Origin of the sequence: Pseudonocardia humida, from assembly GCF_023898865.1 — a bacterium.
In the GTDB taxonomy this organism is placed as follows: Bacteria; Actinomycetota; Actinomycetes; order Mycobacteriales; family Pseudonocardiaceae; genus Pseudonocardia; species Pseudonocardia humida.
On sequence record NZ_JAGSOV010000051.1, the window covers coordinates 62,864 to 77,191 of the forward strand.

11 protein-coding genes and 1 pseudogene are annotated in these 14,328 nt (G+C 74.7%); 5 read left to right on the forward strand and 7 right to left on the reverse strand.

Translation table 11 applies throughout. The features are described from left to right. Positions 1-140: 140 nt before the first annotated feature. The 4 genes from KDL28_RS24545 to KDL28_RS24560 form a co-directional block, all read right to left on the reverse strand. The gene (locus tag KDL28_RS24545; protein ID WP_308216056.1) at positions 141-809 is read right to left on the reverse strand and encodes a response regulator; all 669 of its coding nucleotides are present in this window, start codon (positions 807-809) and stop codon (positions 141-143) included. Further along, entirely contained in the window at positions 806-1,996 is a 1,191-nt protein-coding gene (locus tag KDL28_RS24550; protein ID WP_252441880.1) for a sensor histidine kinase, read from the reverse strand. The genes KDL28_RS24545 and KDL28_RS24550 overlap by 4 nt, the downstream gene beginning before the upstream one ends. A 69-nt stretch (positions 1,997-2,065) precedes the next feature. After that, positions 2,066-4,036 carry an alpha-1,4-glucan--maltose-1-phosphate maltosyltransferase gene (locus KDL28_RS24555; RefSeq protein WP_252441882.1) on the reverse strand — a complete coding sequence of 657 codons (1,971 nt, stop codon included), beginning with the start codon at positions 4,034-4,036 and terminating at the stop codon, positions 2,066-2,068. A 196-nt stretch (positions 4,037-4,232) separates the two neighbouring features. Beyond that, positions 4,233-4,439: a hypothetical protein gene (locus KDL28_RS24560; RefSeq protein WP_252441884.1), complete on the reverse strand. Its 207-nt coding sequence runs from the start codon at positions 4,437-4,439 to the stop codon at positions 4,233-4,235. A 134-nt stretch (positions 4,440-4,573) separates the two neighbouring features. Between KDL28_RS24560 and glgP the strand changes: the two genes are divergently transcribed. Then, on the forward strand, positions 4,574-7,150 hold the full coding sequence (gene glgP / locus KDL28_RS24565; protein WP_252441886.1) for an alpha-glucan family phosphorylase: 2,577 nt from the start codon (positions 4,574-4,576) through the stop codon (positions 7,148-7,150). Between the two features lie 486 nt (positions 7,151-7,636). Here glgP and KDL28_RS24570 read toward each other — a convergent pair whose 3' ends face one another. Next, positions 7,637-7,852, reverse strand: a complete 216-nt coding sequence (locus KDL28_RS24570) for an FmdB family zinc ribbon protein (protein ID WP_252441887.1) — start codon at positions 7,850-7,852, stop codon at positions 7,637-7,639. 36 nt (positions 7,853-7,888) lie between these two features. Then, a complete protein-coding gene (gene glgX, locus KDL28_RS24575) occupies positions 7,889-9,907 on the reverse strand; it encodes a glycogen debranching protein GlgX (protein WP_252441888.1) in 2,019 nt (672 codons plus the stop codon). A 91-nt stretch (positions 9,908-9,998) separates the two neighbouring features. On the opposite strand from glgX, the gene KDL28_RS24580 reads away from it, so the two are divergent. Both KDL28_RS24580 and KDL28_RS42185 read left to right on the forward strand, forming a co-directional pair. After that, positions 9,999-10,763: an ABC transporter ATP-binding protein gene (locus KDL28_RS24580; protein ID WP_252441894.1), complete on the forward strand. Its 765-nt coding sequence runs from the start codon at positions 9,999-10,001 to the stop codon at positions 10,761-10,763. A 3-nt stretch (positions 10,764-10,766) separates the two neighbouring features. Beyond that, a pseudogene (locus KDL28_RS42185) lies at positions 10,767-11,198 on the forward strand (mycothiol transferase); the annotation flags it as partial. A 73-nt stretch (positions 11,199-11,271) separates the two neighbouring features. Here the strand turns inward: KDL28_RS42185 and KDL28_RS42190 are convergent. Further along, on the reverse strand, positions 11,272-11,916 hold the full coding sequence (locus KDL28_RS42190; protein WP_372497059.1) for a TetR/AcrR family transcriptional regulator: 645 nt from the start codon (positions 11,914-11,916) through the stop codon (positions 11,272-11,274). 120 nt (positions 11,917-12,036) lie between these two features. On the opposite strand from KDL28_RS42190, the gene KDL28_RS24595 reads away from it, so the two are divergent. Both KDL28_RS24595 and KDL28_RS24600 read left to right on the forward strand, forming a co-directional pair. Further along, the gene (locus KDL28_RS24595) at positions 12,037-12,456 is read left to right on the forward strand and encodes a DUF6069 family protein (RefSeq protein ID WP_252441890.1); all 420 of its coding nucleotides are present in this window, start codon (positions 12,037-12,039) and stop codon (positions 12,454-12,456) included. Positions 12,457-12,578: 122 nt separating this feature from the next. Further along, positions 12,579-13,358 carry an enoyl-CoA hydratase/isomerase family protein gene (locus KDL28_RS24600; RefSeq protein ID WP_252441891.1) on the forward strand — a complete coding sequence of 260 codons (780 nt, stop codon included), beginning with the start codon at positions 12,579-12,581 and terminating at the stop codon, positions 13,356-13,358. Positions 13,359-14,328 lie beyond the last annotated feature (970 nt).

The window sequence follows — 14,328 nt, forward strand, 5'->3', positions numbered from 1 at the left end:
CCGGGGGAGACGGGGCAGCACCTGGTCGCAGACCCTGCCGCAGCCGGGCCCGGGCGTCGTCGGGCCGACGGACGATCTCGCGGGTCCTCCGCGGGGAGGGGAGCCGGGGCCGGGGTCCTCCCCGAGGAGGACCCGGCCGCTCACCGGCGGGGCGTGACCAGCCCCGTCTCGTAGGCGAGCACGACCGCCTGCACCCGGTCGCGCAGCCCGAGCTTGGCCAGCACCCGGCCGACGTGGGTCTTGACCGTCGTCTCGCCGACCACCAGCCGCTCGGCGATCTCGCCGTTGGACAGGCCCTCGGCCACGAGCAGCAGGACCTCGTGCTCGCGGGAGGTCAGCAGGCCCGGTGGCGGGGCCTGCTGCGCCTGCGCGACGCCGCGCCGGGCGAAGTCGTCCAGCAGCCGCCTGGTGATCACCGGGGAGAGCATCGCCTGGCCCTGGGCCACCACCCGCACGGCGTTGACCAGCTCCGGTGCCGGCGCGTCCTTGAGCAGGAAGCCGCTGGCCCCGGCCCGCAGCGCCTCGTAGACCAGCTCGTCGGCGTCGAAGGTGGTCAGGATGACGACCTTGGCGGGGTCGTCCTCGGCGACCAGCCGGCCGGTCGCGGTGATGCCGTCGGTGCCGGGCATCCGCACGTCCATCAGCACGACGTCGGGGCGGGTCCGGCGGGCCGCCCGGACGGCCTCGGCGCCGTCGTCGGCCTCCCCGACGACCTCCAGGCCGTCCTCCGAGTCGATGATCATCGCCAGGCCGGCCCGCATCAGGCGCTGGTCGTCGGCGATCAGGACCCGCAGCGGCCGCCCGCTCACGCGCGACCCCCGGCGACGGGTGCGCCGTCCTCGACGGCGGCGGGAGCGGCCACCGGGATGCGCGCGTCGAGCCGGAAGCCGTCCGGGCCGGCGCGGACGTCGAGGTGGCCGCCGCGGGCGCGCACCCGCTCCCGCAGCCCGAGCAGGCCGTGGCCGGGCGGGCCGGTGCGGGGCCGCGGCACCCCGGCGCCCGGCCCGTCGTCGTGGACGACCACGCGCACCTCGTCGGGCCCGGCGGTCACCCCGACCCGGGCCCGGGTGCGCCCGGCGTGGCGCAGCGCGTTGGTCAGCGCCTCCTGCACGACCCGGTACACGGTCAGGCCGACCGCGGGGGTCAGCCGGGGCAGCGGGTCGGGCAGCTCGGCGTCGACGCGCAGGCCGGCGTCGCGGAAGCGGGTGACGAGGCCGGCGAGCTCGGGGAGCCCCGGCTGCGGCACAGCGTCCCGGGAGCCACCGCGCAGCAGCGCGACGGCCTGGCGCAGCTCGGCGAGGCCGTCGCGGGCGGTGTCCTCGATCTCGCCCAGCGCCTCGGCGGCTCGGGCCGGGTCGGAGTGCAGCACGCGGCGCGCCCCCGCGGACTGCACGGCGATCACCGCCATCGCGTGCGCGGTGATGTCGTGCAGCTCGTGGGCCATCCGGGTGCGCTCGGCGGCGAGCGCGAGCCGCACGCCGCGCTCGCGCTCGCGCTCCAGCTCGCGGGCCCGCTGCTCCAGCGCGACGGCACGCAGGCGGGCGACGCGGGTGCGGTCGCCCAGCGCCGTGACCGCGGCGAGCACGAGCGCGTTGGACACCGTGTACTGCTGGGCGTCGTGCACGGCCAGCACGGCGATCACGCAGACCATCAGCACCGCGGCGATGACCAGGCTCTGCCGGCGCGGGTGGTGCGCGGCGACCGTGTACATCGCCAGGACCAGGGCGAGCCAGGTGGTCGGGACCAGCAGCAGCCCGCCGGCCAGCGCGACGGCCGCGACGAACACGACCACCGGCAGCGGGGCCAGCCTGCGCACCACCAGCGGCAGCGCCCCCAGCACCACGACGAGCGTCGCGACGTCGATCGGCAGCTGCATCCGCCCGACGACCTGCAGCGGGGCTGCCTCGGAGACGGCGATGGCGTCCGCGTACCCGATGACCAGGGCGAGGGCGCCGTCGGCCACCCACACGGGCAGCCGACGGAGCCGGCCGATCATCGTGCGGGATGCGGTCCACGCGAGCACGCTAGCGGGACCGCATCCGGCGGCGGGGCCCAGCCCGCGGGCTCAGCGCTGGACGCGGAAGATGTGCGCCACGTGGTTCCACGGCTCCAGGCGCACGAAGTTGAACTGCCCCCAGGTGTAGGACTCCCCGGTCACCTCGTCGTGCACGGTGAGCTGGTCGGACCAGTCGGCACCGAGCGCCGGCATGTCCAGCGCGGTGGTGCCCTGCTGGGCGTTCCACGAGTCGAGCGTGCACACGACCAGCACCGTGTCGCCCGTCGCCGGGTCGGTGCGCGAGTAGGCGATGATCTGGTCGTTGTCCACCTGGTGGAAGCGGATGTGGCGCAGCTGCTGCAGGGCAGGGTGCGCGCGGCGGATCTCGTTGAGCCGGGTGATGTAGGGCTCCAGCGAGTCGCCCCGGGCTGCGGCGGCCTCGAAGTCGCGCGGGCGCAGCTCGTACTTCTCGGAGTTGAGGTACTCCTCCGAGCCCGGGCGCACGGCCTCGCCCTCGTAGAGCTCGAAGCCGGAGTACACGCCCCACGTCGGCGCCATCGTCGCGGCCAGCGTGGCCCGGATGGCGAACATGCCGCGCCCGCCGTGCTGCAGCGACTCGTGGAGGATGTCCGGGGTGTTGACGAACAGGTTCGGCCGGGCCTCGTCGGCGCGCTCGGCGTGCATGAGCGCGAACTCGGTCAGCTCCTCCTTCGTCGTGCGCCACGTGAAGTAGGAGTACGACTGGGTGAAGCCCAGCCGGGCCAACCCGAACAGCCGGGCCGGCCGGGTGAACGCCTCTGCCAGGAACAACACGTCCGGGTAGCGGGCCTTGACCTGCCAGATCAGCCAGTGCCAGAAGTTCGGCGGCTTGGTGTGCGGGTTGTCGACCCGGAAGATCCGCACCCCGTGCTCGACCCAGTGCAGGACCACCCGCAGCGACTCGGCGTAGATGCCCGCCGGGTCGTTGTCGAAGTTGATCGGGTAGATGTCCTGGTACTTCTTGGGCGGGTTCTCGGCGTAGGCGATGGTGCCGTCGGGGCGCACCGTGAACCACTCCGGGTGCTCTTTGACCCAGGGGTGGTCGGGGGCGCACTGCAGGGCGAAGTCGAGCGCGATCTCCATGCCCAGGTCGCGGGCGCGGTCGACGAACGCGTCGAAGTCCTCCAGGGTGCCCAGCTCGGGGTCGATGGCGTCGTGCCCGCCCTCGGCCGACCCGATCGCCCACGGGGAACCGACATCGCCCGGACCGGCGTGCACGGAGTTGTTGCGGCCCTTGCGGTGCGCCGTGCCGACGGGGTGGATCGGCGGGAGGTACACCACGTCGAAGCCCATCGCGGCGACGCGGTCGAGCTGCTTGCCTGCGGTGACGAAGCTGCCGTGGATGGGGCGACCGGTCTCGTCGCGGCCGCCGGTCGAGCGGGGGAAGAACTCGTACCAGGAGCCGAACAGGGCGCGCTCGCGGTCGACGTAGACCTGCTGCGGGCGCCCGCGCGTGATCAGCTCGCGGACCGGGCGCTCGGTCATGATCGTCTGGACGGCCGGGAACAGCGCCGGGGCGACCCGCGCGTGCAGCGGCAGCGCCGTGTCGCGCAGCGCGTTCGCGGCGCCGAAGAGCAGGTCGCGGTGCGGGCGCTCGCCGGGCCTGCGCCCGACCCGCTGCAGCAGCCGGGCCCCCACCTCGAGGTCGTTGGCCAGCTCGGCGGCGCTCTGGCCGGCGTCGAGCTTCACCGTGACGGCGTGCCGCCAGGTGGACCACGGGTCGCTCCAGCCGTCCACGCGGAACGTCCACAGCCCCGGTTCGTCGGCCACCACCACGGCCTCGAACGTGTCGGTCCCCACGCCGGTCGGTTCCATCCGCACGTGGTGCGCGGGGCCGCGGTCGCCGACCCGCTTCCACACCACGTTGGCCGCGACGGCGTCGTGCCCCTCGCGCCACACGGTGGCGCTGATCGGGATCACCTCGCCGACGACGGCCTTGCTCGGATGGCGTCCGCCACCGGCCGTGGGGGTTACGTCGTCGATCCCGATCCGACCCGTCATGGGCCCACCCCCAACCCGCGCACACCTGTCACTGGATCCACAACCTATCTACCCGGCGCGGCCCGGTCCTGAACGGGTCTGCGCAGTTCACCCAATGGTCACGCGGGTGGCCGACACACGACCGGCCGTCGTCCGGCGCGTCCGGGTGACCGGTCCCCGGGAGATCATCCGCACCGCTGCTCGGGTGGGGCGGGGATCACCGCGCGGACCGCACCCGGGGCCCGTGCTCGCGCTCCAGCGCGGCCGGCCGCCCGGCCACGTCCGGCCACGGGCGCACGGCGAACTCCCGGGCGAGGGCGTCGACGAGCGCGGGGTCCTGGGACACGCCCTCGGGGTGGGCCGACCCGGCCCTGCGGATCGCCGCGGCCCGCCCCCAGCCGCCGTCGAGCAGCGCATCCACCACGACACCAGATGGTTCCCGCGCGCCCTGGTGCCGATCTCGGACACCGCGACGCTGGTGCGGCCGGGCCGGGGATGAGCGGACGCGCCCGACCGGCTCCGAACCGATCACGAAGACCGCTGGTTAAGGTCTGCGGCGTGAGAGCGCTTCGCCGGTTCACCGTTCGAGCCCAGCTGCCCGCGCCGCTGGCTCCGCTCCAGACCCTGGCCACCAACCTGCGGTGGAGCTGGCATCCGCCGACCCAGGACCTCTTCGCGGGCCTGGACCACGACGCGTGGGAGCGCGCGGGCCACGACCCGGTCCGGCTGCTCGGCGAGATCTCGACGTCGCGGCTGGGCGAGCTGGCCAAGGACGCCGACGCCGTGGTCACCGTGCGCGAGCTGGCCGACGACCTGGAGTCCTACCTCACCGAGCCGCGCTGGTACCAGCTCGAGCGCGAGGAGGACCCGACGCTGCCCGCGGCCGTCGGCTACTTCTCCATGGAGTTCGGCGTCAGCGAGGTGCTGCCCAACTACTCCGGCGGCCTCGGCGTGCTGGCGGGCGACCACCTCAAGGCCGCCTCCGACCTGGGCGTGCCGCTGATCGCGGTGGGCCTGCTGTACCGGTCGGGCTACTTCCGCCAGTCGCTGTCGCTGGACGGCTGGCAGCTGGAGCACTACCCGGTGCTCGACCCGCAGGGCCTGCCGCTGCAGCTGCTCGCCGACGCCGACGGCACCCCGGTGCTCGTCGAGGTGGTGATGCCCGGCGAGCGCGTGCTCAAGGCGCGGGTCTGGCAGGCCACCGTCGGGCGGGTGCCGCTGCTGCTGCTCGACTCCGACATCGAGGAGAACGAGCCCGACCTGCGCGGCGTCACCGACCGCCTCTACGGCGGCGACCAGGACCAGCGCATCCGCCAGGAGATCCTGGTCGGCATCGGCGGCGTCCGGGCCGTGCGGGCGTTCTGCGCGGTCACCGGCCACCCCACCCCCGAGGTCTTCCACACCAACGAGGGCCACGCCGGTTACCTGGGCCTGGAGCGGATCCGCGAGCTGCAGGTCGACGACGGGCTGTCCTTCGACGAGGCCGTCGCCGCCGTCCGCGCGGGCACCGTGTTCACCACCCACACCCCCGTCCCCGCCGGGATCGACCGGTTCCCGGTCGAGATGGTGCGGCACTACTTCTCCGCGGGCGCCACCGACGGCTCCACCGCGGCCGCCCGCACCGACTCGGCGCTGCTGCCCGGCGTCCCGCTCGACCGGATCCTCGCGCTGGGCGCCGAGGAGAGCCAGGGCATGTTCAACATGGCGCACATGGGGCTGCGGCTGGCCCAGCGCGCCAACGGCGTCTCGCGGCTGCACGGCCAGGTGTCGCGGGAGATGTTCGGCCGGCTGTGGTCGGGCTTCGACGCCGAGGAGGTGCCGATCGGCTCGGTGACCAACGGCGTGCACGGCCACACCTGGGAGGCCCGCGAGGTCACCGCCCTCATCGGCGGCCCGGACGACGAGGCCGTCGCCGCCGCCGTGCCCGACGAGTCGCTGTGGGCGCTGCGCAGCACCCTGCGCGCCCGGCTGGTCGCCGAGGTGCGCCGCCGCGTGCGCGAGGCCTGGCTGCAGCGCGGGGCCTCCACCCCCGAGCTGAGCTGGACCGACCACATCTTCGACCCGGACGTGCTGACCGTCGGATTCGCCCGCCGCGTCCCGACCTACAAGCGGCTCACCCTGATGCTGCGCGACAAGGACCGGCTGCGCGACCTGCTGCTCGACCCGGCCCGGCCGGTGCAGCTGGTGGTCGCGGGCAAGAGCCACCCCGCCGACGACGGCGGCAAGGCGCTCATCCAGGAGATCGTCCAGTTCGCCGACGACCCCGCCGTCCGGCACCGGATCGTCTTCCTGCCCGACTACGACATGTCGATGGCCCGCTACCTGTACTGGGGCTGCGACGTGTGGCTGAACAACCCGCTGCGCCCGCTGGAGGCGTGCGGCACGTCCGGCATGAAGTCCGCGCTCAACGGCGGGCTCAACCTCTCCATCCGCGACGGCTGGTGGGACGAGCTCTACGACGGCGCCAACGGCTGGGCCATCCCCACCGCCGACGGCATCGACGACCCGGTCAAGCGCGACGACCTGGAGGCCAACGCCCTCTACGAGCTGCTCGCCACCCAGGTCGCCCCGGCGTTCTACGACCGCGTCGACGGCATCCCGAGCCGCTGGGTGGAGCTGGTCCGCCACACGCTGACCACGCTGCGCCCGCAGGTCCAGGCCACCCGCATGGTCCACGAGTACGTCGAGGACTGGTACGCCCCGGCCGCGCGGGCGGCAACCCGGGTCAACGCCGACTCGTTCGGGCCCGCCCGCGAGCTGGCCGCGTACCGCCGACGGCTGGACAAGGCATGGCCGCACGTCCAGGTGATCGGCGTCGACGCCTCCGGCCTGCCCGACACCCCCGAGGTCGGCGCGCCGATGACCGTGCGCGCCGCGGTCGACCTTGGCGGGCTGTCCCCCGAGGACGTCACGGTGCAGGCGGTCGTCGGGCGCGTCGGCGACACCGACGACCTCGCCGACACGGTGACGGTGGCGATGGAGCACGTCGGGGCCGCGGACGGGCACGGCGACCGGTTCGAGTCGGTGGTCAAGCTGCCGCACGCCGGGCTGACCGGCTACACGGTCCGCGTGCTTCCGGCGCACCCGCTGCTGGCGTCGTCGGCGGAGCTGGGGAAGGTCGTGCTCGCGGGCTGATCACCAGGTTGGTGGGGGCGGGCCCCTTCTCGCCCATCTCGCAGCGCTGGGTGGGTTGGGGGGGGGGGGGGGCGGGGGGGGGGGGGGGGCCCCCCCCCCCGGGGGGGGGCCCCCCCCCCGCCGGGGCGCGCCCCACCTCGCTGCGGGGGGGGGGGTGTTGCGGCCGCCGGGGGGGCCCCCCCCCCCAACCCAGCCACGTCTGCGACACCCACCCGGCGCTGCGAGGACTGCCCCCTCGCCCGGCCGGGAAGCGGCCACTCCACCCCCGAAGCCCCTGCCATCACGTCGGCACGCTCAGACGTGCACGCCCGGGAGGAGCCCGCACCCAACAGATCCCGCAGCCCGTGCACGCCGACCGTGCGGGCGATCTTCCGGTCGTGCAACGCTGGGCATGTCGACGTGACGGCAGGGGCGGCCCCCTGCTTGATCCGAGTCGCCCTCCGCGGAGGCCCTCGCCGGAGGCCCCTCAAGGCCCCACGGGCCGGCTCACCCGCAGCCGCAGGCCCCGCCGCAGCAGCCGCCGCCGCCGACCGGCGCCGGGCTGCGCGACCCGGCGAGCCCGCCGACGGCGACGGTGGTCAGCAGCTTGACCGTGTCGTCGTGGCCGGCCGGGCACGGCGCCGGGGCTGCCGACTCGCTCATCGGGCGGGTCACCTCGAAGGTGTCGGCGCACTCACGGCAGCGGAAGTCGTAGCGGGGCACGCGCCCAGGATAGGGCGTGGGTGCAGCCGTGGGAACTCACTCCCGGCCCTCCTGCCAGCGCAGCAGCAGCAACGAGCGGGGCGGGAGGGTGATGGTGGAGCCGCCGGGGAGGGGGCGGGAGGTCGGGGGAGCGCCGTCGTCGCGGGTGCTGTCGAGCTGGGGGACGTGCCAGCCGCCGGGCGGGAGGGTGGCCGGGATGGCCTCGTGGCCGGCGTGCAGCAGCAGCAGCCACTCCTCGCGCATCAGGCCGAGGCTGTGCAGGCGGCCGTCGTGCCAGTCGTGGCCGCGGATGCGACGGCCGGCGGGGTGCCACCAGAGGACCTCTCCGTCGCGGTAGAACCGGTCGCGCTGCAGGGCGCGCGAGCCGCGCCGCAGCCCCGTCACGCGGGCCGTGAACGCCGCCATGGACTCCTGCTCGGGGCCGGGGGTCCAGTCGACCCAGGACGTGGCGTCGTCGAGGCAGTAGGCGTTGTTGTTGCCGTGCTGGGTGCGCCACCACTCGTCGCCGCCGAGCAGCATCGGGGTGCCGGTGGACAGCAGCAGCGTGCCGACCATCGCCCGGGCCGCGGCCAGCCGCCGGGCCCGGATCACCGGGGAGCTCGTCTCGCCCTCGACGCCGAAGTTCTGCGAGCGGTTGTCGTTGGTGCCGTCGCGGTTGTCCTCGCCGTTGGCCTCGTTGTGCTTGCGCTCGTAGGAGACGAGGTCGCGCAGGGTGAAGCCGTCGTGGGCGGTGACGAAGTTGACCGAGGCCCACGGCCGGCGCCCGCTGGGCTTGTAGACGTCCGAGCTGCCGGTGAGCCGGCTGGCGACCTCACCGATGCCGCCGTGGCCGCGCCAGAAGTCGCGCACGGCGTCGCGGTAGCGCCCGTTCCACTCCGACCAGGCCACGCCGAAGCCCCCGACCCGGTAGCCCTCGCCGGTCGCGTCCCACGGCTCGGCGATCAGCTTGACCCGGTTGAGCACCGGGTCGAGCGCGATCGCGGTGAGCAGCGGGGCGTTCGGGTCGAACTGGCCCGACCGCGGCCGGCCCAGCACGCTGGCCAGGTCGATCCGGAAGCCGTCGACGCCGAGCACGTTCACCCAGTGCCGCATGGCGTCGCAGACGAGCCGGATCACCGTCGGGGAGCCGGCGTCGAGGGTGTTGCCGGTGCCGGTGATGTCGGCGTCGTGCCCGGCGCCGCCCAGCGAGTAGTAGGCCGGGGCGTCCAGGCCGCGGTAGCAGAGGGTGGTGCCGCCGACGCCGCCCTCCGCGGTGTGGTTGGGCACGAAGTCGATGATCACCTCGATGTCCGCGGCGTGCAGCGCGGTCACCATCGCGGTGAACTCCTCGACCTCGCGGCCCGGCGCGGTGGCGTAGCCGGCCTCGGGGGCCAGGAAGCCGAGGGTGGCGTAGCCCCAGTAGTTGCGCCGCCCCCGCTCCAGCAGCGGGGGTTCCTCGGCGATCGCGGCCACCGGCAGCAGCTCGACGGCCGTCACCCCGGTCCGCTTGAGGTGCGCGATGACGGCCGGGTGGGCCAGGCCCAGGTAGGTGCCGCGGTGCTCGGGCGGCACCTCCGGGTGGCACTTGGTGTAGCCGCGCACGTGCAGCTCGGAGACCACGGTCTCCGACCACGGCACGTCCGGGCGGCTGCCGGCGAACGGCGTGTCCGGCTCGGTCACCACGGAGAGCGGCACGCTGCCCAGCGAGTCGACGTCGTTCAGCGTCCCCGACATCGGGTCGTGCACCCAGCCGCGGGCCGCGGTGAGATCCGTCACCCGGCCGAGGACGCGTCGGGTGTACGGGTCGAGGAGGATCTTGGCCGGGTTGGCCCGCAGCCCGTCCCACGGCCGGTAGGGCCCGTGCACCCGGTAGCCGTAGCGCTGCCCCGGCCGAACGCCCGGTACGTGACCGTGCCAGACGCCGAAGGTCTGCTCGGTCAGCTCGACGCGCCGTTCGGCCAGGTGGTCGTCCGGACCGTCCACAAGGCACACTTCGACGGCGTCCGCGCTGGTCGAGGCGACAGCGAAGCGGACGCCGACATCATCGGCATGGGCACCCAACGGGAAGACCGGCACGATCGGCCAGGATAGGGAAGTGGCCGCGTCCGTAACGCCCCCCGAGGCGTCCGCCGTCGATAGCTCCGATCTCGACGACCTCGTCATCAAGATGGACAACGTCAGCGTGCGCCGCGGGGATACGGTCCTCGTGCAGGACGTCGACTGGGCCGTGGAGCTCGACGAGCGCTGGGTCGTGCTGGGCCCCAACGGGGCGGGCAAGACCACCCTGCTCAGGCTGGCCGCGGCCGAGCTGCACCCGACCGAGGGCCGGGTGCACGTGCTCGGCGAGCAGCTCGGCCGGGTGAACGTGTTCGAGCTGCGCACCCGCATCGGGCTCACCTCGGCCGCGCTCGGCATCCGGGTGCCCGAGCAGGAGAACGTGCGCGACGTCGTGCTCAGCGCCGGCTACGGCGTGCTGGGCCGCTGGCGCGAGCGCTACGAGCGGCTCGACACCGCCCGCGCCGAGTCGCTGCTGGGCGCACTGGGCATCCGCCACCTCGGGCAGCGCACGTTCGGCACGCTGTCCGAGGGCGAGCGCAAGCGCGCGCTGATCGCCAGGGCCCTGATGACCGACCCCGAGCTGCTGCTGTTCGACGAGCCCGCCGCCGGGCTCGACCTGGGCGGCCGGGAGGACCTGGTCGGGCGGCTGTCGGTGCTCGCGGCCGACCCGGACGCCCCGGCGTCGGTGCTGGTCACCCACCACGTCGAGGAGATCCCGGTGGGCTACACGCACGGGCTGCTGCTGCGCGAGGGGCGGGTGGTCGCCTCCGGGCTGCTCGACGACGTGCTCACCGACGAGAACCTGAGCGCCACCTTCGGCCTCCCGCTGGGCGTGCAGCGCCGCCGCGGCCGCTACACCGCCTGGCTGCGCTGAGCCATGACCGCGGTGAAGGACGAGCGGGCGGCCCTGCTGCACTTCCTCGCCGCTCAGCGGCGCTCGGCGCCGGCGGTCCTGGACGGGCTGTCCGACGCCGACGCCGGGCGCAGCGTGGTGCCCAGCGGCTGGACGCCGCTGGCCATGGCCGACCACCTCGGCGGGGTGGAGCGGCACTGGTTCGGCTTCGTGCTCGGCGGTGACGCCGAGTGGACCCGTGCGGTACCGGGCGAGCCGCAGGACCTGGACGAGGCCGTGCGGGCCTACCGGGCGGAGATCGAGCGGTCCGACCGGCTGCTGGCCGGGTTCGCGCTCGACGACCCGGTCACCGCGGTCCCCGACCAGCCGCCCGGGGAGATCCACACCGTGCGCGACGTCGTGCTGCACGTGATCGAGGAGCTGGCCCGCCACCGCGGCCACCTGGACATCGCCCGCGAGCTGCTCGACGACCGCACGGGCCTCGGGCCGCGCAAGTGGCCCCGGGCGAACCTCCGACCGCGACCACTGATCACCCGCCGGGCCGGGGGCCCATCCGCTCGATCGTCGCCATGGCGGGCGCGGCGCCCGGCAGCGGGGTCTGGCCGTGCTCGTGCAGCCCGTCGAGGACCACGGCCAGCGCCCGCCGCCACAGCCGCGGCTCGACGCCCCCGGCCCGGTCGACGATCGCCGCGACCATGATCTCGGCCACCGCGATGTCGCCGACGTCGACGTCGGCGCGCAGCTGACCGGAGGCGTGCGCGCGGTCGACCAGCTCGCCGATGGCGTCGGCCATCCGCCGCCTGCCCCGCCGGGCCAGCTCGCTGCCGCGCGCGTGGCTCATCAGCTCGCGCAGCCCGGGGTCGTCGGCCTGGCGCTCGAGGTTGCCGATGACGAACGCGCGCAGCCCGTCCCACGGGTCGGCGCTGCCCCTGGCCCGCTCGGCCATCGCGACCAGGTCGTCGACGCGCTCGGCGAGCAGCTCGTCGAACAGGTCCTGCTTGTCGGGGAAGCGGCGGTAGACCGTGCCGACGCCGACGTCGGCGGCCCGGGCGACGTCGTCGTGGCTGACGTCGAGGCCGCGCTCGGCGACCAGGGCGCGGGCGGCGTCGAGGATGCGCCGCCGGTTGCGCTCGGCGTCGCGACGCAGCGGGCGCGGCGGCTCGGGTGGGCCCACGGCCCGACGGTAGCCCAGGTCGGGTGGGAAGCGGAGAGGGTTCTCAGCTTCGCCGCCCTAGAGTCCGGACCGAAGTGGAGAAACCTCTCAACTTCGCTGAGTGCCGACAGGACGGACACCATGACCACGTCGATCTCCCCCCGGCAGGACTCCCCGACCGCGACCCGGGTGGGTCTCGGGCTGCTCGCCGCGACGGCGGTCGCCGTGCTCGGCAACGCCCTCATCGCGCTGGTGGTCCTGGCGCTGGGACCCGGCGGCGTCGAGAGGGGCCTGCAGTTCGCCCACTACGCCCCGCTGACCCTCGGTGGCGTGCTCCTGGGAACCGCGGGCTGGGCGCTCGTGCGCCGGCTCAGCCGGCGGCCCCGCGCGGTGCTGCGCGTGCTCGTCCCGGTCGTGGTCGTGCTCTCGTTCGGCGTCGACCTCGCGCTGCTGGCCGCCGGCACCGGCGTCGTGAACGTCGTCGGGCTGATGCTGATGCACGTGGTCGTCGCCGCGGCCGTGGTGCCCGCCCTGGCGCGCGTCCTGCCCCTCCCGCGCTGACCGTGCTGACCCCCACCCGAGGTTCAGGAAGGTGGCCTTCCTGAACTCCGGGCTCCAGGAAGGTGGCCTTCCTGAACTTCCGGGCGAGCCGCGCGGCCGGGAGATCGGGTTAGGGTCCCGGCGTGACCGAATTCGTGAGGCTCGAGGTCGAGGGCGGGGTCGGCACCATCCGGCTCGACCGGCCGCCGATGAACGCGTTCAGCCGGCAGGTCCAGGAGGAGCTCAAGGCCGCCGCCGAGGAGGCCGCCCGGCGCGCCGACGTCCGCTCGGTGATCGTCTACGGCGGCGAGAAGGTGCTGGCGGCCGGGGCGGACGTCAAGGAGATGGCGGGCATGTCCTACGCGGACATGGCCCCGGTCGCCCGCAGGCTCTCGGCCTGCTTCGGGGCGATGTCGGAGATCCCCAAGCCGACCGTCGCGGCGATCACCGGCTACGCGCTGGGCGGCGGCATGGAGGTCGCGCTGGGCTGCGACCGGCGGATCGCCGGCGAGAACGCCAAGCTGGGCCAGCCGGAGATCCTGCTCGGCATCATCCCCGGCGGCGGCGGCACGCAGCGGCTGAGCCGGCTGGTCGGGCCGTCCCGGGCCAAGGACCTGATCTTCACGGGGCGGATGGTGGGGGCCGCGGAGGCCCTGGAGATCGGGCTGGTCGACGAGGTCGTCGCGCCCGACGAGGTCTACGCGGCGGCCCGCCGATGGGCCGAGCAGTTCGCCGACGGCCCCGCGGTGGCACTGGCCGCGGCCAAGAAGGCCATCGACGGCGGGCTGGACGTCGACCTGCGCACCGGGCTCGACCTGGAGGCCGAGGTCTTCGCGGCGCTGTTCGCCACCGACGACCGGCGCATCGGCATGGAGTCGTTCGTGGCCAACGGTCCCGGCAAGGCCGAGTTCACCGGCCGCTAGGGCCGCCGCGGGTTCGACCCGGCTCCGGATCGCGGAATCGGTGTCCTCGCAGGGGCAGCACGCTCCTCGCAGAGGCCACAGCATGTGCGAGGAGCACGGGGAGTCTGCGAGGACCCGCCCGCAGGAGGCACTCGGGGGCGAACCGATGAGACGGCCGCCCGCGGTAGAAGCGAGTGGCGCTCTGGCCCAAGCAGGTTCGGCGAGAGCGCCACTCGCTCCGAGCCTGGACGAGGGAGTGGCTCCCGTGCCGGCTGGCGGGACGAGAGCCATTCTCGCGCCACTCCCGGCGGGCCCCTTCGCCCAGCCCTCGCGAACGAGAGTGACTCTCGTGTCGCCTGGCGGGACGAAAGTCGCTCTCGTCCGGCCTGGCGGGACGAGAGTCGCTCTCGTCCGGGCCCCGAGTTGAGTGAACGGCGCTCTCGCCCACCAGGCTGGGCGGGCGCGCCACTCACTCCTGGGCGAGGCGGGTGAGCGCCGAAGGCGCGAACCCCGTGGGGCGCGAAGCGCCCACCCCCTTCCCGAGGCCCCTGCCGTCACCTCGGCACCCTCGGACGTGCACGCCCGGAAGGCCCCCGCACCCTGCCCTGCCGGCCGCAGCCCGTGCACGCCAGGCGTGCGGGGGTTGTTCCGGGCGTGCGACGCTGGGCGGGTCGACGTGACGGCAGGGGCCGAACCCCTGCTTGATCCGAGGTCGCCCGCCGCGCAGGCGCGGCCTTCCCTGGTCCGGAGCTGGGCGCGTCGCCCAGGACAGCCACCTGTTCAGGGCGCCTCCGGCGGCGCCTACGCGGCGGGCGTCCTCAGCTCCAGCAGGGGAGCACTTCGGGGGTGGGGTGGGCGCTGCGCGCCCACCGGGGCTTGCCCGGCTCGCGGCGCTGCGCGCCGCCTCGGCCGGGACGAGCGCGACTCTCGTTGCGTTCGGCGGAGCGAGCGCGCCTCTCGTTGCGCCCTGGGGAGCGAGCGCGACTCTCGT